The following is a 26,126-nucleotide window of genomic DNA, read 5'->3' on the forward strand; positions in this document are numbered from 1 at the left end:
GGCCCGCTAGGACGTAGCCGTCACCAGCTTTGCGGGCTCCAGCACGTGATCGACGATCCCGTATTCCTTCGCCTCCTGAGCCGACATGAAGTAGTCGCGTTCGGTGTCGCGCTTCACACGCTCAAAGGACTGCCCGGTGTGATACGCCATGATCTCGGTCATCTTGGTAGTCAGGTTGATCGTCTCGCGCGCCTGGATCTCGATGTCCGGCACCGAACCCCGGAACCCCGACGACCCCTGGTGGATCAAGATGCGCGAGTTCGGCAGCGCAAATCGCTTGCCCTTCGTGCCCGCCGCCAGGAGCACAGCCGCCATGCTGGCACCCAGCCCGATACAGTACGTGGCGACATCGCACCGGATCATCTGCATCGTATCATAGATGGCCAGCCCGGCATAGACGAGGCCCCCGGGGCTGTTAATGTAGAGCTTGATATCCTGCTCCGGGTTTTCGTACTCCAGAAAGATCATCTGGGCGATGATCGCGTTCGCGATCTGGTCATCAACGGGCGTGCCCAGGAAGATGATCCGGTCCCGCAGCAGCCGCGAGTAGATGTCGTAGGCGCGCTCGCCCCGGTTCGTGGTCTCCACCACCATCGGGATGAGCGCCTCCGGTCGCGCCCGCTCGTAGAAGTACATCGTGGGGTTCCTTTCTCGCTCTCGGTCGGTGCGCACCCCGGCTAGCCGGTCGACTCCTGCGACTCGGCCTCGTCGGCCTCTTCCTCCGCGGGAGCGGCCGACGGCTCCTCAGCCGCGCCTACCGTCACCGCGGCCCCATCCTCGGGGGCTGCTTCCGCGGACGCGTCCTCCGCGTCCTGGGTCTCCTGCGTGTCCTGCGTGTCTTCCGTGTCCGCAGTCTCGTCGTCCTCAGACTCTGCGGCTGCCTGCTCGGGCTCGGCGGCAACTCCCGCCTCTGCCCGGGCGAGAACCTCGGCGGCCTCACCGATGACGGCACCCCGCCCCTCGGTGACCAGCTCGACCAGCCGCTCCATGACCTTGCGGTCCTTCAACTCGGACATCAGCAGGTCAGTGAAGTAGGGGCTGGAGTAGATCTGGCGCATCTGCTCGGGATTCTGCGACTGATTGGACAGCCGCTCGATCTCGGCCGTCAGGTCCTCTGCGCCGATGTCGATGCCTTCGGCCTCGGCGAAGGCCTCCAGCACCAGCGTATTGCGGAGCCGGCGGACGGCATCCTCCCGCCGCGACTCCTTGAACTCCTCCAGGGTCTGCCCTTCGAAGCGGAGGTACTCCTCAAGGCTGCTGCCCTGCTGGGTCAGCCGGGTGCGAAGCTGCTCCACCTCCCGGTCGAGCTGGCTCGTCACCATCGCCTCGGGGATTTCCAGTGTCGCCTGCTTCGCCAGCGCCTCCACAGCCTGCTCGTAGAACTCGGCCCGCGCCGCCAGTGCGCGGCTGCGCAGCAGATCCTCGCGGATCGCCGCCCGCAGTTCGTCCAGCGTCTCGTAGTCGCCGACGCTCTTGGCGAGGTCGTCATCCAGCTCGGGCAGTTCCCGCTCCTTGACCTCGTTGAGCGTCAGGCGATAGTGCAGGGTGGTACCGCGGATCTCCGGGCTGACCTTCTCATCGTTTTCTTCAAAAGTGATATCGAACTCGGCGGTCTCCCCCGGGTGCAGCGACTTGATCGCCTCTTCGATCTCGGGGAAGAGGCTGCTCTCACCCAGTACGAAGTCCGCACCCCGCAGCGGTTCCTGGAACGGCTCGCCGTCGCGGGTCACCTCCAGGTCGATGATGACCTGGTCCCCATCGTTCGGCGTGCGCTTTTCGGCGGGCTCCACCCAGACGGCGTTCGCCCGCTGCACGTCGGCCAGCGCCTCATCCACGTCCGCGTCGGTCACCTCGACCTCGCGCGGATCGAGCCGGATGGCACGGTAGTCGCCGAGGTCAACCTCGGGATAGACCTGGACCTCAACCCGGAAGCCGACCGGCTCGTCCTGGTAGATATCCACCTCGGGGTCCGAGACCGGGATCAGGTTCTCCTGGTCGAGCGCCCGGCGATACAGCGTGTCCATGATCTCGCGCTGGGCTTCCTCGACCAAGACCTCGCGCCCGAGCCGCTGCTCGAGGATGAACCGCGGTGCCTTGCCGGGACGGAAGCCCGGAATCCGCACCTGCTGGTTCACCCGCCGGAACGCGCGGTCCAGCGCCTGGTTGAATTCATCCGGGTCGGCGACGATGTCCAGTCGCACTGAGCTCTGCGGCAGCTTCTCGACCGATACTCTCACCTACTCCACCCTTGTCACAGCACGGATTCACCCGCCGGATTATAGCAGAGCCCTTTTGCTCCAAACCATCGCGCCATGGGGGACCGGCTCATGGACGACATCGAGTGCCGGGCCGCCCGGTACCAAAGCCGCCGCGCCCCCGGCAATGGCGGGGCACGGCGGCTCATGGGCAACGGCGACCAGTTGGTCAGGGTCGCGTTAGGGTGAACCCCTCTTGCCCCGGCACATCCTGGTAGTCGATGATCACACCATCGAGCGGGTCCATCAGGACCTTCGGGATGATGATCACCGGCTGCCCGTCCCGCTCGACCACCTGGTCGTCTTCCTGGGGCCAAGCCAGGGCAAGACCGAGGTCACCGCTGTCGTCCACCACCAGGGTGATGCCCTGTCCAGGCTGCGGGTTGCTGGCCTCGCGGATCGCCTCAAGCTCGTCCAGCGCCCGCTCTGTCACTTCAATCACGAAAAGACTCCCTCCATACGTCCTGGCGCCCGTTCAGGCGCGACCGCACGAGAACATCCGACGCGCGGGATCCGTGCCACCACTCCCGGCGGCACGTAGCGTGCCTAGGATCCGCCACTGTTCGGTACACTTGTCCCTGAAACGCTGTGACAGCGCCGCATCGGGCGTCCGCCCCAATCCGGGATCTGCTATGACCGACCTCCTCCCACGCAACCGCACCGACCGTGACGGAAACGCTCCGGGGATCCCCCCGAGACTCGCTCCAGCCGATAGATGCACCTGGCGTGCCCCGGATGACGTCATCCTCGACCTCCTCCGGCGCGGGCGTATCACCGACTGCGAACTCGTGCCCTGGGGCTCGAACTACACCTTCGCGGTTCGCCTCGAGCACGACGATCACCCGCCGACCGTCGCGATCTACAAGCCGCGGGACGGCGAGATCCCACTCTGGGACTTCCCCACCGGAACGCTCTACCGCCGGGAGTACGCGGCGTTCCTGGTCAGTTGCATGCTCGGGTGGTATTTCGTGCCGCCCGTCGTGATCCGCGATGGGCCTCACGGTATCGGCACGGTGCAGCTCTACGTGGAGCCCGCCCGCGGGGTACACGACGGGGAGGTTCGCGACAACTTCACGAGCCAGTTGCAGCGCATCGCGCTCTTCGACCTCATCACCAACAACGCCGACCGCAAGGCGAGCCACTGCTTCGTCGGCGCTGACGAGCCGCAACTGTGGGGCATCGACCACGGTCTCACGTTCCACGTCCATCCCAAGCTGCGCACCGTGATCTGGGACTTCTGCGGACAACCGATCGCGCAGGAGTTGCTGGAGGCGATGGAAGCCCTGGAGCGGGAGGCAGACCGTGTGCGCGCCACACTCCGGCCATACCTCACCCGGCAGGAGGTCGAGATGTTTCTCCGCCGGGTCGCCGCGCTGCGGGAGGCAGGCATCTTCCCCCACCTCAACCCGCGGCGGAACATCCCCTACGGCTGGTAGGCGGCTCGCCAAGAGAGGAAACTCTTGACCGAATTCGACGCTGTGCTACGATGATGCTGCACGGCGCACGACCCCGCACGATCCGCACGCCGGAGAGGCCGATGCCGCGCGAGCTCGGGACACCCTGAGACGCGGGACGGGCACCGCCCACCGTCAGGGATATAGCTGGCGCGACGCGCCGAGCGCCGATTCGGCAGGACAGCGCAGGAGGGAGGCAGCAAGAAGAGCCTGGTAGCCTTGCCACCGTGGCAGGATCGACGGTTCGCAGACTCTGATGCGGCCGGCAGCCGGGCAGCGAAGCCCGAGCCTGGTCAGGGGGGGTAGGATGAAAATCTCCGGTTCGTACACCATGCAGGCGCCGCGCGAGGCGATCTGGGACAAACTGATCGATCCCGATGCCATCGCCGGTTGCTTGCCCGGCGTCGAACAACTCGAGAAGGTCGGCGAAAACGAGTACACCATGGCGATGACCGTGGGCGTTGGTCCGGTCCGCGGGACTTACTCGGGGAAAGTGTCGCTGGCCAACCTCAACCCGCCCGAGAGCTACGAGATGCACATCGAGGGATCGGGCCGACCCGGGTTCGTCAAGGGCACGGGCATGCTCCGCCTGGCGGAAGGCGCCAACGGAGCGACCGAGATTACGTACGAGGGTGACGTCGAGGTGGGCGGCCCCGTCGGCTCGGTTGCTCAGCGCATGCTTGGCGGTGTCGCCCGGCGCCTGGTCGAGCAGTTCTTCAGCTGCATCGAGAAGCAGATCAGCGGCGGCTAGAGCCGTCGCTGGCGCGGCGGTCTGATGGCATCCGCTCCAGTGCAGGAGGGAGATCGATGAAACAGCAGATAACTGTGACCGTCAATGGCGTCCAGCATACGAGCGAGGTGGAGCCGCGCCTCCTGCTCGTCCACTACCTGCGCGATGTCCTCAACCTGACCGGCACGCACGTCGGCTGCGACACCAGCCAGTGTGGCGCCTGCACCGTCATCATGAATGAGTCCGCCGTTAAGTCGTGCACCGTGCTGGCAGTTCAGGCGGACGGCGCCGAGATCACCACCATCGAGGGCCTGGCCAAGGACGGACAGCTCCATCCCCTCCAGGAGGGCTTCTGGGAGATGCACGGCCTGCAGTGCGGCTTCTGCACGCCGGGAATGATCATGACCGCCTACGACCTGCTGCAGAAGAACCCGAACCCGACCGAGGAGGAGATCCGCCACGGCCTGGAGGGCAACCTGTGCCGGTGCACGGGCTACCAGAACATCGTGCGCTCGATCCAGTACGCCGCTGACAAGATGCGCGGTGCCGCGACCGCGGCTGGCGGCGAGTAGCGCGCGGGTCGCCGGACCACTCGGCGTCGCCCATCGGGTCCGTACCAGCCGAAGGAGGTTCCCGTGGCCGTCACGAAGATGTTCGGTGCCTCAGTCAAACGGCGGGAAGACCCCCGTATGATCACCGGCCGGGCCAACTACACGGACGACGTCCGCCTGCCCGGCATGCTGTCAATGGTGATCCTGCGCAGCCCCTACGCGCACGCCCGCATCAAGTCCATCAACGTCGAGAAGGCGCGCCAGATGCCCGGTGTGGTCGCCGTCTACACCGGCAAGGATCTCGTCGAATCCCTCGCTCCCGTCCCCTGCGCCTGGCTGCCGCCCAATTCCGACCTCAAGGTTCCGGAGTACCGCGCGCTCGCCGTTGACACTGTCCGCTACGTCGGTGACGGCGTCGCCGCCGTGGTGGCCGAGAACCGGTATCAGGCACAGGACGCGGCGGCCGCGATCGAGGTCGAGTACGAGATGCTGCCGGCCGTCGTCGACCAGGAGAAGGCAACACAGGCGGGCGCGCCGCAACTGTATCCCGACGTGCCCAACAACACCGCGTTTGTCTGGCGCCTTGCCGGCGGCGACATCGACGCCGCGCTGCGCGACGCGGACGTGGTCGTCTCCCAGCGGCTGATCAACCACCGGCTGATCCCGACCGCCATGGAGACGCGCGCCGCCGTGGCCAACTACAATCCCGGCTCCGGTGAGCTCACGCTGTGGTGCACCAGCCAGAACCCGCACATCCATCGCCTGCTGATGTCGGCGGTCACTGGCATCCCGGAGACCAAGATCCGGGTCATCTCCACCGATGTCGGTGGCGGCTTCGGCTCGAAGATCCCCTTCTACGCCGGGGAGATGATCGCAGCCGCCATCTCCAAGGACCTTGGACGGCCCGTCAAGTGGGTGGAGGACCGCCGCGAGAACTTTGTGGCTACCACCCACGGCCGGGATCACGTCGACTATGTCGACATTGCCGCCAAGCAAGACGGCACCATCACCGGAATTCGGGTCAAGGCCTACGCCAACATGGGCGCCTACCTTTCGACGGCCGCGCCCGGTGTGCCCACCTGGCTGTTCGGCTTGATGCTCTCCGGCCCCTACAAGATCCCGAACATCAGCGTCGAGGTCCACGGCGTCCTGACCAACACCACCCCGACCGACGCCTACCGCGGCGCCGGCCGGCCTGAGGCGACCTACATCCTTGAGCGGATGATGGATCTGGTGGCTGACCGGCTGGGTATGGACCCGGTCGAGATCCGCCGCAAGAACTTCATCGCCAAGGAGGAGTTCCCGTACACCGTCGCCACCACGCTCGAGTACGACAGCGGCGACTACGAGGCCGCACTCAATCGGGCACTGGAGATCGTCGGCTACGAGCAGTTCCGGAAGGAACAGGAAGCGGCGCGCCAGCAGGGACGGCTCCTCGGCATCGGCTTCTCCACCTACGTCGAGGTCTGCGGCCTGGCACCGTCCCAGGCGGCGGGCGCGATGGGCTTCCAGGGAGGCCTCTGGGAGAGCGCGACGGTCCGCGTCCATCCCAGCGGCAAGGTATCGGTCTTCACCGGCTCCAACCCGCACGGGCAGGGTGAGGAGACGACCTTCGCCCAATTGGTAGCCGAGGAGCTGGGCGTGCCGCTGGACGATATCGAGATCGTCCACGGCGACACCGGCCGCATCCCCTTCGGCATGGGGACGTACGGCAGCCGCAGCACCGCGGTCGGCGGCACCGCGCTCATCTACGCCGCCCGCAAGGTCCGGGACAAGGGCGCCAAGATTGCGGCGCACTTGTTGGAAGTCTCCCCGGACGACATCGTCTTCGACCAGGGCCGCTACTACGTCAAGGGCGCGCCCGATCGGGTCAAGACCTTCCAGGAGGTCGCCGGCGCGGCCTACCTGGCCTGGAACATGCCTGAGGGCGTGACGCCGGGCCTGGAGGAAACCCACTTCTTCGACCCGATCAACAACACCTATCCGTTCGGCACCCACGTCTGCGTGGTCGAAGTCGACCCGGCCACGGGCGAGGTGAAGTTCCTCCGCTACGTCGCGGTGGACGACGTCGGGAACGTCATCAACCCGATGATCGTGGACGGGCAGGTCCACGGCGGCATCGCCCAGGGGCTGGCGCAGGCGGTCTACGAGACGGCCGTCTACGACGAGAACGGCCAGCTCCTGTCCGGCTCGCTGATGGACTACGCCCTCCCCACCGCCAGCATGGTGCCGACGTACGAGGTCGATCGCACCGTCACCCCGACGCCCGTCAACCCGATGGGTCTCAAGGGGGCCGGTGAGACCGGAACGATCGCATCGACGCCGGCGGTGGTCAACGCCATCATCGACGCGCTGAAGCCGTACGGCATCACGCATCTGGACATGCCCTTGACGCCGCAGCGGATCTGGAAGGCGATCCAGGAGTCGCAGAAAGGAAGCTGAATCGATGTATCCGGCAGCTTTCGAGTATTACCGGGCAACGAGCGTCCCCGAGATCGTCCAGCTCCTGCAGCAGCACCCGGACGGCAAGATTCTCGCCGGTGGCCACAGCTTGCTCCCGTTGATGAAGCTTCGCCTGGCGGAGCCGGCCGCCCTGATCGACATCGGGCGCGTGCCGGACCTGTCCGGAATTCAGGACGCGGGCGACAGCATCGTCGTCGGAGCCACCACCACCTACTGGGATCTCCTGCAGTCGGAGGTCATCCGGCAGTCGCTGCCGCTGATCACCGAGGCGGCCAACGTAGTCGGCGACATCCAGGTCCGCAACCGCGGCACGCTGGGCGGCGCGATGGCCCACGCCGACCCGGCCGCGGACATGCCGGCTGTCGCCCTCGCGCTCGACGCCTCGATAAAGGTGGTTGGGCCGAGCGGCGAGCGGACCATCCCGGCGAGTGAGTTTTTCGTCGACATGTTCACTACCGCCCTCAACCCCGACGAGGTGCTCACCCAGATTATCTTCCCGAAGCCGCAGGGCACCTCCGGGCAAGCCTATGAGAAGTTCGCTCACCCGGCCTCAGGCTACGCGGTGGTCGGGGTCGCGGCCTTCGTGACGCTCGACGGTGGCAAGGTCCAGACGGTACGTGTCGGGATCACCGGCGCCGGCACCGTCGCCAAGCGGGCCAGCGCGGTCGAGCAGGCGCTCGCCGGGCAGGAACCGACTGAGCAGGCCATCGAGAGCGCGTCCGCCCACGCCGCCGAGGGCCTGGAGTTGAACGGCGACATCTTCGCCTCGGAGGAGTACCGGGCGCATCTGGCGCGGGTTTTCACCCAGCGGGCGCTCTCGCGCGCCGTTGCGGCCGCGCGCGGCTAGCTCACCGACGCCGCACACGCACGGGGGCGGCCGGTTGGCCGCCCCCGATTGTATCTCCAGGGAGCCGGTGACGTAGCTGGCGACCGGAGAGCCCGACCGGCGGCGTCCGGCTCGCGTCATACTCGCACCGCTCGCCGAAACCGCTCGCCCGCTCCTGAGATGGTCACGGAACCGTGCGCTTCGGTGGGTCAGGATTTGCTATCATTGAATACGGTGCCCTACGCACGGACGGAATGTCGGACCGGGAACCCCGGATTCCATGAGGTGATGTGCTTGGAACTCAACTCTGTTGAAGCGGTTCAGAAGGCGCTTGCCACCCAGCGGTACGTCTGCGAGGAGAGCCTCGCGACGGCGATCTTCCTTGCGCTGCGCCTGCCCAAGCCCCTGTTGCTCGAGGGTGAAGCCGGTGTCGGCAAGACGGAGGTCGCCAAGGTATTGGCGGCGATCCTGGACACCGACCTGATTCGCCTGCAGTGCTACGAGGGACTCGACGTCAGCCACGCAGTCTACGAGTGGAACTACCCCCGCCAGATGCTGGCGATCCGCATCCTCGAGGACAAGTCGGTCGCGCGCGATGAGGCCATGGAGGAGATCTTCAGCTCCGACTATCTCATCGAGCGCCCCCTCCTCCAGGCGGTTCGCCACAAGGGCAAGGCGCCGGTTCTGCTCATCGACGAGATCGACCGGGCCGACGAGGAGTTCGAGGCATTCCTCCTCGAGCTGCTGTCGGACTTCCAAATCACGATTCCGGAGATCGGCACCATCCGGGCCGAGACGCCGCCGATCGTGATCATCACGTCGAACCGGACTCGGGAGCTGCACGACGCGCTCAAGCGCCGCTGCCTGTACCACTGGATCGACTACCCGAACGTCGAGAAGGAGCTGCGGATCATCACCGCCAAGGTGCCGGGGATCTCGGAGCGCCTCGCCCAGCAGGTGGCGGTCTTCATCCACCAACTGCGGCGGGAGGACCTCTACAAGCTGCCCGGCGTCGCCGAGACGCTGGATTGGGCTGCCGCGCTCCTGGCGCTCAACCAGCAGGAGCTGTCGACCGAGATCGCGTCGGCCACGCTCGGCGCCATCCTGAAGCACCAGGAGGACGTGCAGGCGATCCGGAAGAACAAGTTGGAGGCGCTCGTCTCGACCGCGACGGCGGCGAGCGGAAGCTAACGGACCATGGCCACACCAGAGACCTTCGTCAATCGCGCCATCAGGTTCGGGCGCGCCCTGCGCCGGGCCGGGATCAACACCACGTCCGGGCAGGTCATGGACTTCGTGCGCGCCGTCGAGCATATCGACATCGGCCGGCGGTCAGAATTCCGCGAGGCCGCTCGCGCCTGCCTCGTCACCCACCGGGACGACCTCGAGGTCTTCGACAAGATCTTCGATCTCTACTGGCGGGCCAAGCCGGACTTCACGGCTGAGGCCCCCGACGGCGTCCCGCCGGACGACGCCATCCCCTTCGAGGACGAAGAGGAGGGTGAGGGCGAGGGTGAGGAGCAGCAGGACGGCGCCGAGCGAGAGGGCGCCGAGGGTCGCCGTCGCCTGGAGATGGTAGAGTCGACCGACGAGGCGGCGGACCTCGATGATAGCGACAGCGAGTCCGACGTCTTCAGCTACAGCGCGGCGGAGATACTGCGCGAGAAGGACTTCGCCGACCTGACCGAAGAGGAGCTGGCCCAGACCCGCCGGCTGATGGAGCAACTTCAGTGGCGCCTGGGCAAGCGACGCTCGCGGCGGAAGGTCGCGTCACCCAAGGGGCGCTTCATCGACCCGCGCCGCACGATGCGCCGCAGCCTGCAAACTGCGGGCGTGCCGCTGCGCATCTCCCGGCGCCAGGTCAAGCTGAAGCCGCGCCAGCTGGTGGTGATCTGCGACGTCAGCGGCTCCATGGACCGCTACTCGCGGATCTTGCTCCAGTTCATCTACGCCATCGAGAACGGCATGGCCCGGGTCGAGGCATTCGTCTTCGGCACGCGGCTCACCCGCGTCACCCGGCTGCTGCGCCACCGCTCGATCGACGAGGCGATGGAGCGTGTCGCGCGCGAGGTGCAGGACTGGTCCGGCGGGACCCGTATCGGACAGTCGCTTCAGACGTTCAACCAAGAATGGGCGCGCCGCGTGCTGCGCAACGGCGCTGTGGTACTGATCATCAGCGATGGTTGGGACCGCGGCGACCCCGAGGTGCTGCGCCAGGAGATCGCGAAGCTCCAGCGCAGCAGCTACCGGCTCATCTGGTTGAACCCGCTCCTCGGCTCTCCGCGCTATGAACCGCTCACGCGGGGAATGCAGGCGGCCCTCCCGTACGTTGATGATTTCATGCCAGTCCATAACCTGGCGAGCCTCGAGGCGCTCGCGAAGCACCTCAGCAGCATCGACGACCATCGACCGGAACGGCGCCAACAGCCGTTGATGAGCGGCACGAGCTCGCCCGCGGCCTGACCCAGCACCTGAGGAGGTCCACCATGCGCGACATTCTTCCCGAGATTGAGAAGTGGCAGCAGGAGGGCGAGGAGATTGCCCTGGCCACCGTCGTTCGGGCGTCGGGCTCCGCGCCCCGGCCGGTCGGCGCCAAGCTGGCGGTGACCGCCAGCGGGCGTATGGTCGGGTCCGTCAGCGGCGGTTGTGTTGAGGGCGCGGTCTTCGAGACCGCACGCGAGGTGATCAAGACCGGCCAGCCGCAGCTCGTGCACTACGGCATCAGCGATGAGATGGCGTGGGACGTCGGATTGAGCTGCGGCGGGCAGATCGACGTCTTCATCGAGAAGCTCGTGTGAGGGCGCCGATGAGTGCCACGTTCCAGGAGCTGCGCGACGCGATCAACCAGGAAATACCGGTTGCCCTGGCCACAGTGGTGGCCGGCGGGCAAGTGGGCGCCAAGCTCCTCGTCTACGAGGATGGGCGCCGGTCCGGCTCGCTGGGGAACCCGGAACTCGACGCGCGCGTCGCGGCCGACGCGCTGGAGTTGCTCCCGCGAGGTCAGGCCGAGACGCGCACCTACACCCTCGACGACGCGACCACGGCGGACGTGTACATCGAGAGCCACCGCCCGCCGCGGCGCATGATCATCGTCGGCGCGGTCCACACCGCGATCCCGCTCGAGCGTTTCGCGCGGGAACTCGGCTACCACACCATCGTGGTCGACGCCCGCGAGTTCTTCGCCACCCGCGAGCGCTTCCCTGATGCGGGAGAGCTGATCGTCGGCTGGCCGGACGAGGTGCTGTCGCAACTCCCGCTCGGGCCGGAGACGGACATCGTGCTGCTCTCGCACGATCCGAAGTTCGAGGATCCGACGCTGGAGGTCGCCCTGCGCAGCCGGGCCGGCTACATCGGCGCCATGGGCAGCAAGAAGACCAGCGCCGAGCGGAACGAGCGGCTCCGCGCGGCCGGCTTCACCGAAGAGCAGATCGCCCGCATCCACGGGCCGATCGGCATCAATATCGGCGCCCGGACGCCGGGGGAGATCGCGGTTAGTATCCTCGCCGAGATCATCGCGGTGCGCCGCGGCCGCGACCCGCGCCAACCCGGATCGGGCCTGGCTCCGGCCAAGTCCGACGCAGCCCCGGCCTCAGGCGAGTCCGGCACCTAGCCATGCCCCGCGTCGCCGGTGTCGTCCTCGCCGCCGGGGCCGCGACCCGCATCGGCGGCCGGAAGCAACTTCTCACCCTCGGAGGTCGCCCGATCCTCGCCTATGTGCTGGATGCAGCTCGCCGCGCGCCGCTTGACCCGCTACTCGTCGTCCTCGGCAGCGCCGCGAGCGAGATCAAGGCCCAGGTAGACCTCACCGGCACCCAGGTCGTCTGCAACCCCCGCTACCGCGAAGGTCAGAGCACGTCGGTCATCGCCGCCGTCGAGGCGCTGCCGGACGACGTGGACGCCGCGGTCTTCTTGCTCGGGGACCAGCCCGAGGTGGCAGTACCGGTTCTGGAGCGGATCGTTGAAACCTACCGCAGCACCCGAGCCCCGATCGTCCAACCGCGCTACGCCGAAGGCCGGGGGAACCCCGTGCTGATCGCCCGCGAACTCTTCCCAGAGCTGCGGCGGATCCGCGGCGATGTGGGCGCCCGGCCGCTACTGGCGCAGAATCGTGATCGGATCGCCTTCGCCGATGTGAGCGACTTCTCCCGACCGGTCGATATCGACACTCCCGCCGACTACGAGCGCGCCAAGGAACGCTTCACCGCACGGCAGGAGGAATCACGGTGAGCGTGAACATCGTGGGCGAGATCCGCTTCTGCCCCCACTGCGGCCGCCCGGTCGAGCAGCGCGACGTTTCCGGCCGCGCCCGACCCTACTGCCCCGCCTGCGGCGTGACCTTCTTCGCCGACCCGAAGCTGGCGGTGGCTGTCGTCATCGAGCAGGATGGCAAGGTCGTCCTCCAGCGACGCAGCATCGACCCGGGCCTCGGCGCCTGGACCTTCCCATCGGGTTATGTCGATCGCGGCGAGCCGCCGGAGGTGGCGGCTGTGCGCGAGGTGCAGGAGGAGGTCGGACTGACCGTCCGCCTGACACGGCTGATCGGCCTCTACGCCGAGCCGGGCGACATCGTGGTGCTTGCGGTCTACGCCGGCGAGGTTGTCGACGGCGACCTTACCTGCGGCGAGGAGAGCGACGCCGTCGGGCTCTTTTCCCCAGACGACCTACCGCCGCTCGCCTTCCCGCACGACGCTGAGATCATTGCCGCCTGGCGCGCCGGATCGTCCGCGCCGCCGTCCCCGGACCGCGCTCCCTCACGCCGGTAGCCAACACTCCGTCCCCCGGCCGATGGCCGCACCCCACGACCCGGCGCGGTCGGGCGCTCCGCAGGACTGGACGCGGTCAAGTCCCTGGCGGCCCCGGTGACAGCGACCATCCTCGCCCCCGCGCGTGTTATGCTGCAGCCGTAAGACGAACAGAGCCGAAGGAAGACCCGGCCGGACGCCGCCACGGTGCCGCGCCGGGCTTGCATGAAGGGAGGGGCGACTGCTCATGATTGCCGAGAATCAGGCAACGCGTCGCTATGTCGGCCAATCGGTTCGCCGCGTCGGCGATGGTCGCCTCCTGACCGGGGCGGGCACTTTCGTCGACGACGTCCGCCTTCCGGGTACGCTGCACGCGACCATCGTGCGCAGCCCACACGCCCATGCGCGGATCCGGGGTATCGACATCGATGCGGCCGCGGCGGTTCCAGGGGTGGTCGCCATCCTCACCGGCCAGGACATCGCGGACATGATGCAGCCGATCGAGACCCGCCCGGACGCCCCACCGGGCCGTGTCCTGCGACGCTACCCGCTGGCGCTCGACCGCGTGCGGTTCGTCGGTGACGCCGTCGCGGTGGTCGTCGCTCACGACCCGTACACCGCGCGCGACGCCGCGGACCTCGTGACGGTCGACTACGAATCCCTCCCCGCGGTAGTCGATGCGGAGCAGGCGCTGAAACCGGATGCGCCGCTCCTCTACCCTGAGTGGGGCAGTAACGTCGCCTACGACTGGACGATCGACCACGGTGATGTCGAGGGAGCCTTCGCCCGCGCGGCGAGGGTCGTCTCCCTCCGGTTGGTCAACCAGCGCATCTATGCGGCGTTCGTCGAGCCGCGTGCGGCGCAGGCCCGGTTCGACCCGGCCACGGGAGAGATGACCGTCTGGGCATCGACCCAGGTTCCCCACACGCTGCGGGGCGGGATCGCCGCCGCGCTCGGGATGCACGAGCATGCTGTGCGCGTGATCGCACCCGACGTCGGCGGTGCGTTCGGGAGCAAGGGTGGCATCTACCCGGAGTACGTCCTCACCGCCGCGTTGAGCTACCGGCTCGGCCGACCCGTCCGGTGGACGGAGACCCGCCGCGAGAGCTTCCTGGCCACCAACCACGGACGCGATCAGATTCAGATCCTCCGGGCCGCCGTGACCGACGACGGCATCGTGCTCGGCCTCGACGTAGACCTGATCAGCAACCTCGGCGCGTACTCGGCTGCGACGGTGGCGACGCGCACGGCGCTGATGTCCGGTGGCCCCTACCGCATCCAGAACCTGCGAGTTCGGGTGCGCGGCGTCATGACCAACACCACCCCGACCGGCGCCTACCGCGGGGCAGGCCGCCCCGAGGCAGCCTACATGCTGGAACGGCTGATGGACGCCATCGCGCGCGAACTCGCGCTCGACCCAGCCGACGTCCGGCGCCGCAACTTCATCCCCGCCGACGCCTTCCCGTACACCGGCGCCACCGGGGTGGTGTACGACAGCGGGAACTACGCCGGAGCACTCGACGAAGCCCTGCGCAGGATCGACTACGACCGGCTCCGCGAGGAGCAGCGCGCCGCCCGCGCGGCCGGTCGGCTCATGGGTGTCGGCCTCGCCGTCTACTGTGAGTTCGCCGGTCCCGGCTGGGACAGCGCCACCGTGCGCGTGCTCCCGAGCGGCGCCGTGGTCGTCACCACCGGCATCTCTCCGCACGGTCAGGGCGAGGAGACCACCTTCGCGCAACTCGTCGCCGACGAACTCAGCGTCGCGCTGGACGCCGTCACCGTCCGCGCCTCAGACACCGCCATCACCCCGCAGGGTATCGGCACGTTCGGCAGCCGCGGCACCTCCATCGGCGGGTCGGCCGTGCTCCTCGCGACCCGCCAGGTGCGCGACAAGGCACGGCGGATTGCCGCCCACCTGCTGGAGGTTGCGGAGGAGGATGTCACCGCCGCGGACGGGGTCTTCAGCGTCCGTGGCGCCCCGGATCGCGCCGTGGACTTCGCAACCGTGGCCCGGGCCGCATACGCCTTCACCGGCGCTCCGGGCGGCCTCGAGCCGGGCCTGGAGGCGACCGCCTACTTCATGCCCCCGGGCCGTACCTTCCCCTTCGGCGCCCACGTCGCGGTGGTCGAGGTCGATCCCGAATCGGGCCGGATACAGCTCCAGCGCTACCTCGCGGTCGACGATTGCGGCCCGCTCATCAACCCGCAGCTCGTTGAGGGCCAGGTGATCGGGGGTCTGGCGCAGGGTCTCGGGCAGGCCTTGCAGGAAGCTATCGTCTACGACGACGCCGGGCAGCCTCTGACCGGCTCCTTCCTGGACTACGGGCCGCTTCGCGCCCCGCAGATTCCGCCGCTCGCCGCGGTGGAAACGGCGCACACCGTGACCCCCAGCCCGTTCAACCCGCTCGGGGTCAAGGGCGTCGGCGAGGCCGGCACGACCGGTGGACCGCCCGCGGTGGTGAACGCCGTGCTGGATGCCCTTGCCCCGCTGGGCATCACGCACCTTGACATGCCGCTCACGCCGCAGCGCATCTGGCAGGCCATCCAGGAGGCGAAGACGCGTTGAGGGTTCTGGCGGGCTCGGCGGCGTACCGCCCGGCCCGCCTGCCTTCCCTGCGCATGGCCGCGCCACCGCGCCTGTGCGGTGTGCACACGTCTCGCCTCCCAGATTGCTCCATGTTGCAGCCATCCTGGGCGCAACCGCGCGCGTTTGGTATCGTTACGTAATGAGAACAGGTACATAGGGCGGACCCCACGGACCGGCGCCACCCCGTCATCACTCCATGCGACGCATCCGGCCACCGGGCCGCTCCACTCCGACCCGATGTGAGGCCGAGATGTGGCGCCTACTTCTTCGTGCTCGACAGCGTGCAATCCCATTGATCGGCTCAGCGCCGGCCCTCGCGCTGGCGATCTACCTGCCGGTGGTGATGCTCCACACCGTGGCGAGCACCCAGATGCATCGCATCGACGAGCCACGCGTCGAGGTGCGCCAGATGGGTGATCCCCATCGCGCGCTGGAGCGCATCCTCAGCTCCGCCATCACCACCGTCGAGCACCTCAATGCCGTAGCCAACGACCCTGATACCAGCCCGCTCGACCGGTTGGTGTTCGCCAACTCGCCGCTGCTGCTGGAGACGCCGGGGATGTTTTCTGGGCACAACAACACGCCCCTGGGTCTCTACTACACCGCGTCGGTCAGCGAGGGTCCAGGGTCGCGTGTGGTCACGCTCCGCTATTTCCTCTACTTCACCGATGAGGATGGAGGAACGCCGATCCGCAGACGCATGGGCCGGTACGGCCACCCGTTCGATGGCGAACTGCTCTTCCAGGTCACGTTCATCGACGACCGCGTGCTCTCCGCTTACTATCAGGCGCCCGGGCACAAGTTAGTCTGGTTCCCCTACCAGGCGGGGGAGCGCCCGACCTTCGCGATCGCCAGCCCGAACCACAACTTCCGTCGCGTGGTCCGCGACGAGGGTCCGGTCGTGGCCTTCCTCCCCCAGAACGAGTTGAGTGCCAACCCGTTCCACGACCCCGACTTCGTGGCGCTGGCCGCCCGCGAAGCTCGGCGGCAGTGGAACCTTGACATCAGCCACTACGTCTATGTCGCCTTCCAGAACCCCGTGGCCCGGGTGCCGGTCGACGTCTCGGTGCGAGTCCGGGGCCGGTGGTATCACCTCCACGAAGTCGTCCTCGACGGCATGCCGGGCGCCAGCCTCACGGTGCAGGGCTACCACCAGGTGGGTATCCGGCTTGGGTTCACCCCAAGACCCGAGGACATCGACGAGGTCCGTATCACCGCCCGCAGTCGCCAGCCGGTCTCAGTGGCGATCTTCGCGCTCTACGTCTATTCCGACCCGGTGGTCGCCGCGTAAGCGCGAGTAGAACAACGCGACGGGCGGCATCCCCAGCAACGGGGAGCCGCCCGTATCCTCGTCATGCGCATCCGGTGGCCGCGAGGTCAGGGCCGGTCGCTCACGCCTGGCTCGACTCGACCTGCTCCTGCCGCCGTGGCGCGGGGGCCGCAGTCTCAGCGGGAAGTTCCGCGTTTTCCAACGCCTGGACCTCGTCCCGCAGGTTGCGCACCTGCCGGCCGATCGACCAGAGGTAGGCCGCCATGATCAGCCAGGTGATGAGGAACGCGACGAAGAGGTAGATCAGGTTGTCGCCCATCAGATCGTTGCTCCTTCGCGCATCTCGCGCTCTAGCTGCCGCTCGTACATCCGGTACTGATAGTCGGCGATCTCATCCTTGGTCCGCTCGATCCAGTAGCGCTGGTACAGCAGGTAGGCGTAGATGAGGGTCGTGGCGGCGAGTGCGACGAAGAGCGTGTACACCATGCTGTCCGGCATCGCCGCGCCGCTGGTGGACACCACCGGCCCAGGGTGCAACGTGCGCCACCAATCGACCGACTTGTAGATGATCGGCACATCGATGAAGCCGAAGATGCCGAGCACCGCCGCGTAGCGCGCCGCACGCTCCGGGTCACTCACGTACGAGCGGAGCATGAAGTAGGCCAGATAGATGAACCAGAGGAGCAGCGTCGTCGTGAGCCGCGCGTCCCAGGTCCACCACGTGCCCCAGATCGGCTTGCCCCACAGCGAGCCGCTGAGCAGCACGACCGTCGTGAACACCAGCCCGATCTCCGCCGAGGCGCGCGCCAACTGGTCCCAGCCCCGGTGACGCTTCCAGAGGTAGCCGATTCCCCCGATGAAGGTCACGAAGAAGGCCAGGAAGGCCACCCACGCCATCGGCACGTGCAGGTAGAAGATGCGCTGCACATCGCCCTGCAAGGCGTCGGCCGGAGCATAGACGAACGCCATGTAGAGGGCGATCGCCATGACCACCCCGGCCAGCACCCCGACGCCTTGGGCAAAACGCCAGCCGGGCAAGCCGCGCGTTGACCCTTGCTTCACCTCGCTACTCCTCTACGATACGATCAAAGACCAGGAACGCGATCGTCAGAAAGACTACGTCAAAGCCTACCAGCAAGTTGAGCCAGCGGCCTACATCTCCTGTATTACCGGTCAGGGTCAGCGACGCGACGCGGACCGTGGCGATCACCACCGGAACCGCGACCGGGAACAGCAGCACCGGAAAGAGGATCTCCCGTGCGCGTGTCGTGGACGCCATCACCGCGAAGAGCGTGCCGATCCCGGCGAAGCCGATCGTGCCGAGCAGGAGCCCCAGGAGGAGCGTCGGGCGGTAGATCGGCAAATCGTAGAGCGCACCGAACACCGGAACGCTGATCGCCTCGACCAGCAGGATGAAGATCAGGTTGCTTAGCAGCTTGCCCAGATAGAGGACGCCTCGGTCAACCGGGCAAAGCAGCAGGCCGTCCAGTGATCCTCGGTCCCGCTCCACCGCGATTGAGCGACCGAGGCCCAGCATGGCCGCGAAGCTGACCGCCACCCAGAGCGCGCCCGCGCCGCTGGCAGCCCGGTCGACACCGGTGAGGTCGAAGGCGAAGTTGAAGGTGATGATGGTCAGCAGGGCGAAGACCGCCATGCCGCCGAACATCTCCTTTGTGCGGACCTCGCTGAGCAGGTCTTTCCACGCGACAGCGTAGATCCGGCCCAGTTCCCGCCTCACCGGTAGCCTAGCCTCCGCTCGATCTCGGCCACGCCGAGGTCCGCCGCGGGCGCGTCCAGCACCACCTGACCGTGCTGCAACAACACGACCCGATCGGCCACTTCCAACCCCAGGCCCAGATCGTGGGTGGTCATCACCACGGTGCCCCCCGCGGCCGCGTGCTCCTCGACCAGCCGCGCCAGGATGCGAACCCCGGCCCGGTCGAGCGCCGAGTCCGGCTCATCGAGCAGCAGGACGGACGGACGGTGCAGCGTCGCCCGCGCGAGAGCCAGCCGTTGCTGCATCCCGCGCGAGAACGTGCGCACGCGCTCATTCCGCCACCCGGTCAATCCGACCCGGTCGAGAACCTCGTCGATGCGCGCCGCGGCATTCTCCACCGCATACATGCGCGCATAGAAGCGCAGGTTCTCCTCGGCCGTCAGATCGTCGTACAGGTACGACTGATGCGCCACCACGCCGAGCCGGCTACGTACGGCCTGCGCGTCCCGGTCCGGCCGCATCCCCGCGATCTCGACCGTGCCGGTCGTTGGGCGGCTCAGCGTCGCCAGGATGCGCAGCAGCGTCGTCTTCCCCGCGCCGTTCGGCCCCAGCAGCGCCACCCGCTCACCCGGCTGGACCGTGAGCGTGATGCCGCGCAGCACCCCGCGTCGTCCGAAGCGCTTGGTGACGCCCACCACCCGCACGCTCGGCGGTGCCGAGCCAGACGCAATATCCGGTGGCGCGCCGCGCAGGCGGGTGTCGCTCACGAGACGTCCGCGGCCCCATCCCGCTCGGGTACCGGCCGGTCCGGCTCGCGGGCAAGCTCCTGCAGTCGTGCGATCTCGCGCTCGATCTCGGCATCGACGGCGCTCGACTCGCGCTCCAGCTCGCGCAGGACCTCAGCCGCCTCGCGCAGATACCGCCCGCGTACCTCCTGGTACTCCGCCTCGGTCACCTTCCCCAGCGAATAGTCGAAGTCCACCTCGCGGATGGCGTCCATGAGGTACGCCCGGCGGGCCTGGAGGTCCGCCAGCCTCGCGGGCGGGATCGACGCCGGTTGCCGCCGGGCCGACAGCAGCGGCTGCAGGACGAAGGCAAAGACGGCCACCGTCACGGCCAGCAGCACGATGTAACCAAGTATCGCGGTCATGGGGCTGGCGCGTCCATTCTGTCAAGTTCGCGGCGAAGTCGCTCCTCGTAGGCCCGGAGATCGTCTGCGTCGTCCGATGCGCTGCTCTCACGATCCGGACGCTCTCGGCGCGCACGACGCTGCACCATGAAGGTCGCGAGCACGAGGACACCGACGGCAAGGCCGATGACGGGCCCCCACCACAGCGTAAGGACAAACCCTTCCTTCGGGGGCTCACGCAGGATCCCGATGCCGTAGCGCTCCACGAAGTAGTCGAGGACCTCCTGTCGCGTCTTTCCCTCGTCCAGCATACGCTGGATCTGCGCGCGCATGTCCTGCGAGAGCTGGGAGTTCGAGTCGCGCACGCTCAGGCCCTCGCAGACGGGACAGTTGAGCGAACCCGCGATCTCCAGCGCCTCCGGAGACAAGGTTTCCTCAGCCGCCGCGAGCGTCGGCATCAGCAGAAGCCCCAGAACAATCAGGATGGAAACGAGGATGCTACGCTTCACTGAGGGCAGCCTCCCGAACCGGTCGCGTGACCGGCCGCCGCGCCGGCTGCGGTGCCGGCCACAGCACCGTCACCATACCCAGCACGTAGACCGCACCACCGACCCAGATCCAGCTCACCATCGGGTTGATGTAGAAGCGCAGCGACGCGGTCCCGTTCTCGTCCCATTGGTCGAGCACGACGTAGACGTCGTCGATCCCGATGGTCTTAATCCCCATCTGGGCCGTGGGCTGGTCCTCGTAGTTGCGGTAGAAGAAGCGCTTGCTCTCAACCGTACCGCGCGGCTCGCCGTTCTTGGCGATGTCCACCACGGCCACCACCGCCTGACCCTGGGCGTTCACCCGGTTGTCAAGCCGCTGGTAGGTCAGCGTGTAGGGACCGATCGTGCCCGACTGGCCCGGCTGAAGGGTGTACTGCCGCTCCACCTGGAAAAAGGTCGAGCCGATGATCCCGATGGCCATGATCGCCACCGCGAGGTGCACGATATAACCACCGTAGCGCCGGCCGTTCTTGCGCACCAGCATCGCGACCGCGAGCGGGTACGACTCCCGAGTGGTCCGGCGGCGCACGCGCGCCCCGCGGACATACTCCAGCACGATCGTGCCCACGGCGAAGACGGTCACGGCAACCGAAGCTGCAGCCAGGATGTGGCCCAGCACCACCGCCATCACGATCCCCGACGCGATGCCGGCCACGCCCGGCCAGAGCAGGTTGCGCAGCAACAGCCCTGTGTTTGAGCGCCGCCAGGCCAGCAACGGGCCGACCCCCATCAGCAGCATCATCGCGAAGAGCAACGGCCCGTTGACCTGTCGGTAGAACGGCGGCCCAACCGTCAGCTTCGTCTCCCGGATCAATTCGGTCACCAGCGGGAAGACCGTGCCCCAGAAGGTGGCGAAGGCCATCGCCGTGAACAAGAGATTGTTCAGCAGGAAGCCGGACTCCCGCGACACCACGGACTCGATGGCGCGGTCGCTCTGCAGGCCCGGCAGCCGGTAAATGAGCAGACCGACCGAGACCAGCACGACGACCGCCAGATAACCAAGGAACCACGGCCCGATCGGCGAAATAGCAAAGGAATGGACCGACGAGATCAGCCCGCTCCGGACGGTGAACGTACCGAAGATGGAGAGCGCGAACGACGCGACGATCAAGGCCATGTTCCAGACCTTGAGCATGCCGCGCCGCTCCTGCACGATCACGGAGTGGATGAACGCCGTCGCCGTCAGCCACGGGAGCAAGGCAACGTTCTCAACCGGATCCCAGCCCCAGTAGCCACCCCAGCCGAGGACGTGGTAGGCCCACCAGGCGCCGAACAGCAGCCCGACGCCCAGGATGCCCCACGCCACGAGTGACCACCGACGGATCGCGCGAATCCAGTCATCCCCCAGCCGACCGGTGATCATGGCCGCCATGGCGAAGCCGAACGGAACCGTGAAGCTGGCGTACCCGCCCAGCAGAAAAGGCGGATGGAGAATCATGCCCGGGTCACGCAGCAGCGGGTTCAGCCCCTGGCCGTCCGCCGGCCGCATCGGCAGCAGGGTGAACGGGCTGGCGATGAACGTCAGCATGAAGAGGAGAAACGTCTGGACCGAGAGAACGGTAGCCGCCACATAGGGGATGAGCGCGCGGTCGCGCTTCCGGTGGAGGTAGACCGCAAGCGACGACAGGACTCCCGCGATCATGGCCCAGTAGAGGAGGCTCCCCTCCTGGCCACCGTAGAAGGCCGCCGCCACATAGTAGATCGGCATGTCGCGGCTGGACCGCCCGAAGACGTACTCCAGCCGGAAGTCGTGGGTCAGGAAGGCGGTCAGGAGCGTGACGACGGCCACCAGGATCAGGGCCGTCACGCCCCAGACCGCGCGGATGCTACTTTCAACCAGTTCGGGGATGCGCCGCCGGGCACCAAGCACCCCGGCCACGATGCCGTACACGGCAAGAGCCAGGGCGACGACGAGTGCACCGGAACCAAGCTGCGCCACGGGTTCTCCCCTCTACGAGTCGGTCGGCTGCGCTGCCTCGAAGCGCGAGGGGCACTTGGTCAACAGCGTGTCGGCCTGGAACTCTTGGCCCTTGTGGAATGTACCTTCCACGATCACCTGGACGTGGTCGGAGAAGATGTCAGGCACGACCTCCCTGTAGACCACGTCCATCGTGTGCGTGCCATCCGTCACCTGGAAGCGGATCGGCTCCCCGGGCCCGCCCATCTGAATCGAGCCGGGAACCACGTCGCCCCCGACCCGCACGCGGGTCCCGTCGACCTTGTCCGCCTGGGCCTGCAGCTCGCCCACCGTCACGAAATAGGCAGCCGCGGTTCCCTGCATGCTGTTGTAAATCAGGAACCCGACGGCAAGGGCCAGGACGACACCGGCGACGAGGATCTTCGTGTTGAGCCACGGGGCGCGACGGCCCACCGCAGCCGGCTCGGCGGCCACTCCGCCAGTCATCGCTCCTCCTCCCACACACCAGACCCGCTCGCCGCGGGTCGCTGGCGCTCCCGGCGCCCGGAAGCGCCGGAGGCGACGCATTTCATCGCTGTCCAATTCCGGTGGGGTACACGCTCGACAGGATCACGCCGAGCAGGAACGCCACGCTCCCGAGCATCAAGATGAGCCAGGCGCGATCGAACCGGGATGGCTGCCGGGGAACCTTCCGGCCGGGAAGCGGCACCGTACGCCGCGATCGGACGAACGACCCCGCCAACCAGAAGGCTACCGCAGCGGCGGCCACCTTGACCGCGAGCAGGACGACGTAGGCGATCGTCCCACGCCCGTCGGCGAGCCCGTCCCACATCATGACGACCCCGGAGCCGACCATGAGGAAGGCGGCCATCGAGGACCAGCGGCCGAACTCGCGCTGCGCCGCGCGGGCCAGCGCCCGCGCCTCCTCGTCGGCCTGCCGCATCTGCGGCCGCAGTGCCAGGACGTAGTACACACCACCGCCAAGCCAGGCTGCCGCCGCCAGTGCATGCGTCAGCCGGAGCAACAGCCGCGTGATCGACGGGATGTCCACGGTTCGCCTGTCTCACCTCACCGGCTCCTACGTCCCGCCGGAACTGTACCAGATTTCACAATCCCCAGACCGGCCGATCTACCCGGCACCGGTCAACTCCTGGATGAACCCGTGGAGTTGTTCCACCGACTTGACCGGACCGTTGTACTTCCCCAGCAAGGCACCGTCGGGCCCAATGAAGAATGTCTCAGGCACACCACTGACGCCGTAGTCGATCGTGGTCCGTCCGTTGTCATCGACGGCGTTGGGATAGGTCAGGTCGTGCTTCTCGAGGAAAGCTTGGGCCGCTTCCGGCTGGTCCCAGATGTCGATCCCGACGATCACCGTGTTCTCGTCGAGGGTGGCGGCAAAATCACGCAGGACCGGCGCCTCGTCCTCGCAGGGCGGGCACCACGATCCCCAGAAGTTGAGGACCACCGTCTTACCCCGGAAATGCTCCAAGGAGATCTGCTGGCCATCGAGCGTCTGGAGCGAGAAGGATGGTGCGGTGCGGTTCTCGAACCGGATGAGCCTGCCGACCGTGTTGATCCGGCCGCCGCTCGCCAGGCTGGTGGAGTCGCCGGAGAACCACATGGCGTAAGCGAAGAGGCCGAGAAGCGCGACGACAATGAGTACGACCAGCGTCGGGATGATGCGGTTGCGCAACGAATCCTGTGACACGCGCTCCACGGTCCAGCCCTCACGTTCCACCGGACGGCCGTTCACCGGTCCGGCGGCGGATGCCCGCCCAATTATGCCTTACGGCCAGATGATTTCAAGGGCGCAGCCGGATCAGCGCAAACCGCCCGGCAAGTCGGGGGCCCACCACACAGACTGCGGGGTCAGCCTGGACGGGTCGACCCCAACCGAGCACTCCGCAGGCCCTACATCCACGGCGGGAAAGCACCGTTGGAGTCATCCTTCGCTTCACTCAGGATGACACGCAGAGGAGCGATCTCACACGTTCGGCGCTAGAGATAGGAAATCTCCGCTCCCAGGGAGGCGAACTTCTCGACGATGTCCTCGTAGCCGCGGCGCAGGTGCTGGATCTGCCCGATCCGGGTCTCGCCCTCGGCCACCAGCCCCGCCAGCACCAGGCAGGCGCCGCTCCGGATGTCGAGCGCTTCCACGTCGGCACCCCGGAGCCGGGTTGGCCCGTTGATGATCGCCTGCTGCTTGTCGATCACCGTGATGTCGGCACCGAGCTTGGCCAGCTCCGCGGCATAGCGCAGCCGGTCGTTGAAGACCCGCTCGAAGATGCGGCTCTGTCCCTTGGCCTGGGTCATGAGCACCGCGAACGCCGCCTGCAGGTCCGTCGGGAACCCGGGGAATGGGAGCGCCTGGATCTCGGTGCTGTGCAGTTCCCCGCGCCCGCGGACGAGCATCGACGTCTGGTTCCACCATACCTCCGCCCCGGCTTCCCGGAGCTTGTAGGTGAGCGGGAGCATGTCCGGCTCGGACACGTTATCGAGGATGACCTCGCCGTCGGTGATCGCGGCGGCGATGGCGAATGTCCCGGCCTCGATGCGGTCCGGGAGGATCGCGGCCCGGTATCCCCGCAGCCGGTCCACCCCGTGCACGCGGATGTGCGGGGTACCGACCCCGGTGATACGCGCACCCATATCGCGCAGAATCGAGCCCAGGAAGCTGATCTCCGGCTCACTGGAGGCGTTGACGATGGTGGTCGTGCCGCGTGCCAGAGTGGCCGCCATCAGCAGGTTCTCGGTGCCGGTGTGGCTGGGATAGTCCATGTACAGCTCGGCGCCGTAGAGGCGGCGGGCCCGCATCACGTACCCACCGTCGGTATGCGTCACCTCCGCTCCCATGCGCCGGAAGCCGCGGAGATCCACGTCGACCGGACGGGTGCCGAGTCGGCAGCCGCCCGGCGGCGACGATGATGCCTCGCCGAAGCGCGACAGCAGCGGACCAGAGACGAGGAACGACGCACGCATGCGCTCGACCAGTTCGGGCGGGGCGTCGAACCGGTTGATGTTCGCCGCGCAGATCCGGACCCGGCGGTTCTCCTGGTCAAACTCGACATCGGCGCCGAGCCAGCGCAGGAGTTCCACCATCACCAGCGTGTCTTCCAGCACTGGGACGTTGTCGAGCAGGCACTCCTCGTCCGTCAGCAGAGCCGCCGCCATCGCCGGCAGGGCGGCATTCTTCGCCCCGCCGATCGCGACGCGCCCATACAGCCGCGTGCCGCCTCGTACCCGGATCGTCTTCGCCTCCGTCGCCACCTGCATTCCGCCGCTCCGAACTCTGGTCAGGGAGATGTAGGTCTCAGTTGCATCAATGTGGCCGCCCCGACGCCTCGGGCACGTTGGGCCACGTCGTCCCTATTCCAGCCCATCGCCCGCGCTTCGGCAACCCGCCGGACGCGTCCCCCGGAGACGTACCGGTCCCGGGGCAATCCCCGGGACCGGTCTGTGCCACTCGCTAGGAATCGCCGAGTTCTTGCCGCGGGCCGACCGGCTGCCGGCCACGGCTGCGGCGCCCGACCTTCAGGCGGATCATCGAGCGGCGCAGCGCCGCCTCGGCGCGGATCAGGTCGACGTCGGCTCGACTTCGCTCGAGTCGTGCCTCGGCTCGCTTCCGCGCCTCCTCAGCCCGCGCGAGATCGATCTCCTCAGCCCGCTCCGCTGTGTCGGCCAGAACCCGGACCCGGTTGTGCGCGACCTCGACGAAACCACCAAAGATCGCCAGCGACTGCTCCTGGCTGCCTTTGATGACGCGCATCTCACCAAACGACAGGAGTGAGATCAGCGGGGCGTGCCGCGGCAGGATGCCGAGCGTACCGTCGGCGCCGGGGACCACCACCATGTCCACGTCGTCCTCCTGGAAGACGACGCGCTCCCCGGTGACGACTTCCACACTCAGCTTGGCCATGCCTGTCTCCTCAAGCG

The 26,126-nt window shown here is 67.5% G+C and carries 28 protein-coding genes; 13 read left to right on the plus strand and 15 right to left on the minus strand.

All coding sequences use genetic code 11. The features are described 5' to 3' along the window. Nucleotides 1-6: 6 nt before the first annotated feature. The 3 genes from STHE_RS07045 to STHE_RS18975 all read right to left on the minus strand — a co-directional run bounded on the left by STHE_RS07045 (nt 7) and on the right by STHE_RS18975 (nt 2,697). The gene (locus STHE_RS07045; protein ID WP_012871875.1) at nt 7-636 is read right to left on the minus strand and encodes an ATP-dependent Clp protease proteolytic subunit; all 630 of its coding nucleotides are present in this window, start codon (nt 634-636) and stop codon (nt 7-9) included. Between the two features lie 41 nt (nt 637-677). Beyond that, the gene (tig, locus tag STHE_RS07050) at nt 678-2,237 is read right to left on the minus strand and encodes a trigger factor (protein WP_012871876.1); all 1,560 of its coding nucleotides are present in this window, start codon (nt 2,235-2,237) and stop codon (nt 678-680) included. A gap of 187 nt (nt 2,238-2,424) precedes the next feature. Beyond that, entirely contained in the window at nt 2,425-2,697 is a 273-nt protein-coding gene (locus STHE_RS18975; protein WP_012871877.1) for a HesB/IscA family protein, read from the minus strand. A 190-nt stretch (nt 2,698-2,887) separates the two neighbouring features. Between STHE_RS18975 and STHE_RS07060 the strand changes: the two genes are divergently transcribed. The 13 genes from STHE_RS07060 to STHE_RS07120 all read left to right on the plus strand — a co-directional run bounded on the left by STHE_RS07060 (nt 2,888) and on the right by STHE_RS07120 (nt 16,899). Next, complete coding sequence (locus STHE_RS07060; protein ID WP_012871878.1) at nt 2,888-3,691, plus strand: SCO1664 family protein; 804 nt, start codon at nt 2,888-2,890, stop codon at nt 3,689-3,691. A 325-nt stretch (nt 3,692-4,016) separates the two neighbouring features. Further along, entirely contained in the window at nt 4,017-4,460 is a 444-nt protein-coding gene (locus STHE_RS07065; protein ID WP_012871879.1) for an SRPBCC family protein, read from the plus strand. 56 nt (nt 4,461-4,516) lie between these two features. After that, on the plus strand, nt 4,517-5,011 hold the full coding sequence (locus tag STHE_RS07070; protein ID WP_012871880.1) for a (2Fe-2S)-binding protein: 495 nt from the start codon (nt 4,517-4,519) through the stop codon (nt 5,009-5,011). A 63-nt stretch (nt 5,012-5,074) separates the two neighbouring features. Beyond that, nucleotides 5,075-7,432, plus strand: a complete 2,358-nt coding sequence (locus tag STHE_RS07075; RefSeq protein WP_012871881.1) for a xanthine dehydrogenase family protein molybdopterin-binding subunit — start codon at nt 5,075-5,077, stop codon at nt 7,430-7,432. Between the two features lie 4 nt (nt 7,433-7,436). Further along, entirely contained in the window at nt 7,437-8,300 is an 864-nt protein-coding gene (locus tag STHE_RS07080) for an FAD binding domain-containing protein (RefSeq protein ID WP_012871882.1), read from the plus strand. Nucleotides 8,301-8,567: 267 nt separating this feature from the next. Next, a complete protein-coding gene (locus STHE_RS07085; protein WP_041398901.1) occupies nt 8,568-9,470 on the plus strand; it encodes an AAA family ATPase in 903 nt (300 codons plus the stop codon). A gap of 6 nt (nt 9,471-9,476) precedes the next feature. Further along, complete coding sequence (locus STHE_RS07090) at nt 9,477-10,742, plus strand: vWA domain-containing protein (protein ID WP_012871884.1); 1,266 nt, start codon at nt 9,477-9,479, stop codon at nt 10,740-10,742. A 23-nt stretch (nt 10,743-10,765) separates the two neighbouring features. Then, complete coding sequence (locus STHE_RS07095) at nt 10,766-11,077, plus strand: XdhC family protein (RefSeq protein ID WP_012871885.1); 312 nt, start codon at nt 10,766-10,768, stop codon at nt 11,075-11,077. 8 nt (nt 11,078-11,085) lie between these two features. Next, nucleotides 11,086-11,889 (plus strand): XdhC family protein, encoded by an 804-nt coding sequence (locus STHE_RS07100; RefSeq protein WP_012871886.1) that lies wholly within the window; start codon nt 11,086-11,088, stop codon nt 11,887-11,889. A gap of 2 nt (nt 11,890-11,891) precedes the next feature. Next, on the plus strand, nt 11,892-12,506 hold the full coding sequence (locus tag STHE_RS07105) for a nucleotidyltransferase family protein (protein ID WP_012871887.1): 615 nt from the start codon (nt 11,892-11,894) through the stop codon (nt 12,504-12,506). Next, a complete protein-coding gene (locus STHE_RS07110; protein ID WP_012871888.1) occupies nt 12,503-13,042 on the plus strand; it encodes an NUDIX domain-containing protein in 540 nt (179 codons plus the stop codon). The genes STHE_RS07105 and STHE_RS07110 overlap by 4 nt, the downstream gene beginning before the upstream one ends. Nucleotides 13,043-13,268: 226 nt before the next feature. Beyond that, nucleotides 13,269-15,587, plus strand: coding sequence for a xanthine dehydrogenase family protein molybdopterin-binding subunit (locus STHE_RS07115; protein ID WP_012871889.1), 2,319 nt, complete (start codon nt 13,269-13,271; stop codon nt 15,585-15,587). Between the two features lie 313 nt (nt 15,588-15,900). Next, nucleotides 15,901-16,899 carry a hypothetical protein gene (locus STHE_RS07120; RefSeq protein ID WP_041398904.1) on the plus strand — a complete coding sequence of 333 codons (999 nt, stop codon included), beginning with the start codon at nt 15,901-15,903 and terminating at the stop codon, nt 16,897-16,899. Nucleotides 16,900-16,999: 100 nt separating this feature from the next. Here STHE_RS07120 and STHE_RS07125 read toward each other — a convergent pair whose 3' ends face one another. The 12 genes from STHE_RS07125 to STHE_RS07180 form a co-directional block, all read right to left on the minus strand. Next, the gene (locus tag STHE_RS07125) at nt 17,000-17,197 is read right to left on the minus strand and encodes a CcmD family protein (protein ID WP_012871891.1); all 198 of its coding nucleotides are present in this window, start codon (nt 17,195-17,197) and stop codon (nt 17,000-17,002) included. Further along, nucleotides 17,197-17,940, minus strand: coding sequence for a cytochrome c biogenesis protein CcsA (gene ccsA / locus STHE_RS07130; RefSeq protein ID WP_012871892.1), 744 nt, complete (start codon nt 17,938-17,940; stop codon nt 17,197-17,199). Before ccsA ends, STHE_RS07125 begins: the two co-directional genes overlap by 1 nt. Before the next feature lie 4 nt (nt 17,941-17,944). Then, a complete protein-coding gene (locus tag STHE_RS07135) occupies nt 17,945-18,616 on the minus strand; it encodes a heme exporter protein CcmB (RefSeq protein WP_012871893.1) in 672 nt (223 codons plus the stop codon). Continuing rightward, the gene (ccmA, locus tag STHE_RS07140) at nt 18,613-19,362 is read right to left on the minus strand and encodes a heme ABC exporter ATP-binding protein CcmA (RefSeq protein WP_012871894.1); all 750 of its coding nucleotides are present in this window, start codon (nt 19,360-19,362) and stop codon (nt 18,613-18,615) included. The genes STHE_RS07135 and ccmA overlap by 4 nt, the downstream gene beginning before the upstream one ends. Continuing rightward, nucleotides 19,359-19,745 carry a hypothetical protein gene (locus tag STHE_RS07145; RefSeq protein ID WP_012871895.1) on the minus strand — a complete coding sequence of 129 codons (387 nt, stop codon included), beginning with the start codon at nt 19,743-19,745 and terminating at the stop codon, nt 19,359-19,361. The genes ccmA and STHE_RS07145 overlap by 4 nt, the downstream gene beginning before the upstream one ends. Next, nucleotides 19,742-20,233 carry a cytochrome c-type biogenesis protein gene (locus STHE_RS07150; RefSeq protein ID WP_012871896.1) on the minus strand — a complete coding sequence of 164 codons (492 nt, stop codon included), beginning with the start codon at nt 20,231-20,233 and terminating at the stop codon, nt 19,742-19,744. Before STHE_RS07150 ends, STHE_RS07145 begins: the two co-directional genes overlap by 4 nt. Then, complete coding sequence (locus STHE_RS07155) at nt 20,223-22,211, minus strand: heme lyase CcmF/NrfE family subunit (protein WP_012871897.1); 1,989 nt, start codon at nt 22,209-22,211, stop codon at nt 20,223-20,225. Before STHE_RS07155 ends, STHE_RS07150 begins: the two co-directional genes overlap by 11 nt. A gap of 12 nt (nt 22,212-22,223) precedes the next feature. Beyond that, nucleotides 22,224-22,676, minus strand: a complete 453-nt coding sequence (locus tag STHE_RS07160; protein WP_012871898.1) for a cytochrome c maturation protein CcmE — start codon at nt 22,674-22,676, stop codon at nt 22,224-22,226. Nucleotides 22,677-22,758: 82 nt separating this feature from the next. Further along, nucleotides 22,759-23,241, minus strand: coding sequence for a hypothetical protein (locus tag STHE_RS07165; RefSeq protein WP_012871899.1), 483 nt, complete (start codon nt 23,239-23,241; stop codon nt 22,759-22,761). Between the two features lie 78 nt (nt 23,242-23,319). Further along, entirely contained in the window at nt 23,320-23,901 is a 582-nt protein-coding gene (locus STHE_RS07170; protein WP_148219926.1) for a TlpA family protein disulfide reductase, read from the minus strand. A 290-nt stretch (nt 23,902-24,191) separates the two neighbouring features. Then, entirely contained in the window at nt 24,192-25,466 is a 1,275-nt protein-coding gene (murA, locus tag STHE_RS07175; RefSeq protein WP_012871901.1) for a UDP-N-acetylglucosamine 1-carboxyvinyltransferase, read from the minus strand. Between the two features lie 193 nt (nt 25,467-25,659). Then, nucleotides 25,660-26,109, minus strand: a complete 450-nt coding sequence (locus STHE_RS07180) for a F0F1 ATP synthase subunit epsilon (RefSeq protein WP_012871902.1) — start codon at nt 26,107-26,109, stop codon at nt 25,660-25,662. Nucleotides 26,110-26,126 lie beyond the last annotated feature (17 nt).

The organism is Sphaerobacter thermophilus DSM 20745 (genome assembly GCF_000024985.1).
Lineage (GTDB): Bacteria > Chloroflexota > Chloroflexia > Thermomicrobiales > Thermomicrobiaceae > Sphaerobacter > Sphaerobacter thermophilus.

Bases quoted from the DNA above. Each gene is read 5' to 3' on its own strand.
- STHE_RS07100 (WP_012871886.1), top strand. From the start codon at position 11,086: ATGAGTGCCACGTTCCAGGAGCTGCGCGACGCGATCAACCAGGAAATA.
- STHE_RS07145 (WP_012871895.1), bottom strand. From the start codon at position 19,745: ATGACCGCGATACTTGGTTACATCGTGCTGCTGGCCGTGACGGTGGCC.
- STHE_RS07180 (WP_012871902.1), bottom strand. From the start codon at position 26,109: ATGGCCAAGCTGAGTGTGGAAGTCGTCACCGGGGAGCGCGTCGTCTTC.
- STHE_RS07090 (WP_012871884.1), top strand. From the start codon at position 9,477: ATGGCCACACCAGAGACCTTCGTCAATCGCGCCATCAGGTTCGGGCGC.
- murA (WP_012871901.1), bottom strand. From the start codon at position 25,466: ATGCAGGTGGCGACGGAGGCGAAGACGATCCGGGTACGAGGCGGCACG.
- STHE_RS07115 (WP_012871889.1), top strand. From the start codon at position 13,269: ATGATTGCCGAGAATCAGGCAACGCGTCGCTATGTCGGCCAATCGGTT.
- STHE_RS07045 (WP_012871875.1), bottom strand. From the start codon at position 636: ATGTACTTCTACGAGCGGGCGCGACCGGAGGCGCTCATCCCGATGGTG.
- STHE_RS07160 (WP_012871898.1), bottom strand. From the start codon at position 22,676: ATGACTGGCGGAGTGGCCGCCGAGCCGGCTGCGGTGGGCCGTCGCGCC.
- STHE_RS07065 (WP_012871879.1), top strand. From the start codon at position 4,017: ATGAAAATCTCCGGTTCGTACACCATGCAGGCGCCGCGCGAGGCGATC.
- STHE_RS07095 (WP_012871885.1), top strand. From the start codon at position 10,766: ATGCGCGACATTCTTCCCGAGATTGAGAAGTGGCAGCAGGAGGGCGAG.
- STHE_RS07070 (WP_012871880.1), top strand. From the start codon at position 4,517: ATGAAACAGCAGATAACTGTGACCGTCAATGGCGTCCAGCATACGAGC.
- STHE_RS07080 (WP_012871882.1), top strand. From the start codon at position 7,437: ATGTATCCGGCAGCTTTCGAGTATTACCGGGCAACGAGCGTCCCCGAG.
- STHE_RS07085 (WP_041398901.1), top strand. From the start codon at position 8,568: ATGTGCTTGGAACTCAACTCTGTTGAAGCGGTTCAGAAGGCGCTTGCC.
- STHE_RS07105 (WP_012871887.1), top strand. From the start codon at position 11,892: ATGCCCCGCGTCGCCGGTGTCGTCCTCGCCGCCGGGGCCGCGACCCGC.
- STHE_RS07060 (WP_012871878.1), top strand. From the start codon at position 2,888: ATGACCGACCTCCTCCCACGCAACCGCACCGACCGTGACGGAAACGCT.
- STHE_RS07125 (WP_012871891.1), bottom strand. From the start codon at position 17,197: ATGGGCGACAACCTGATCTACCTCTTCGTCGCGTTCCTCATCACCTGG.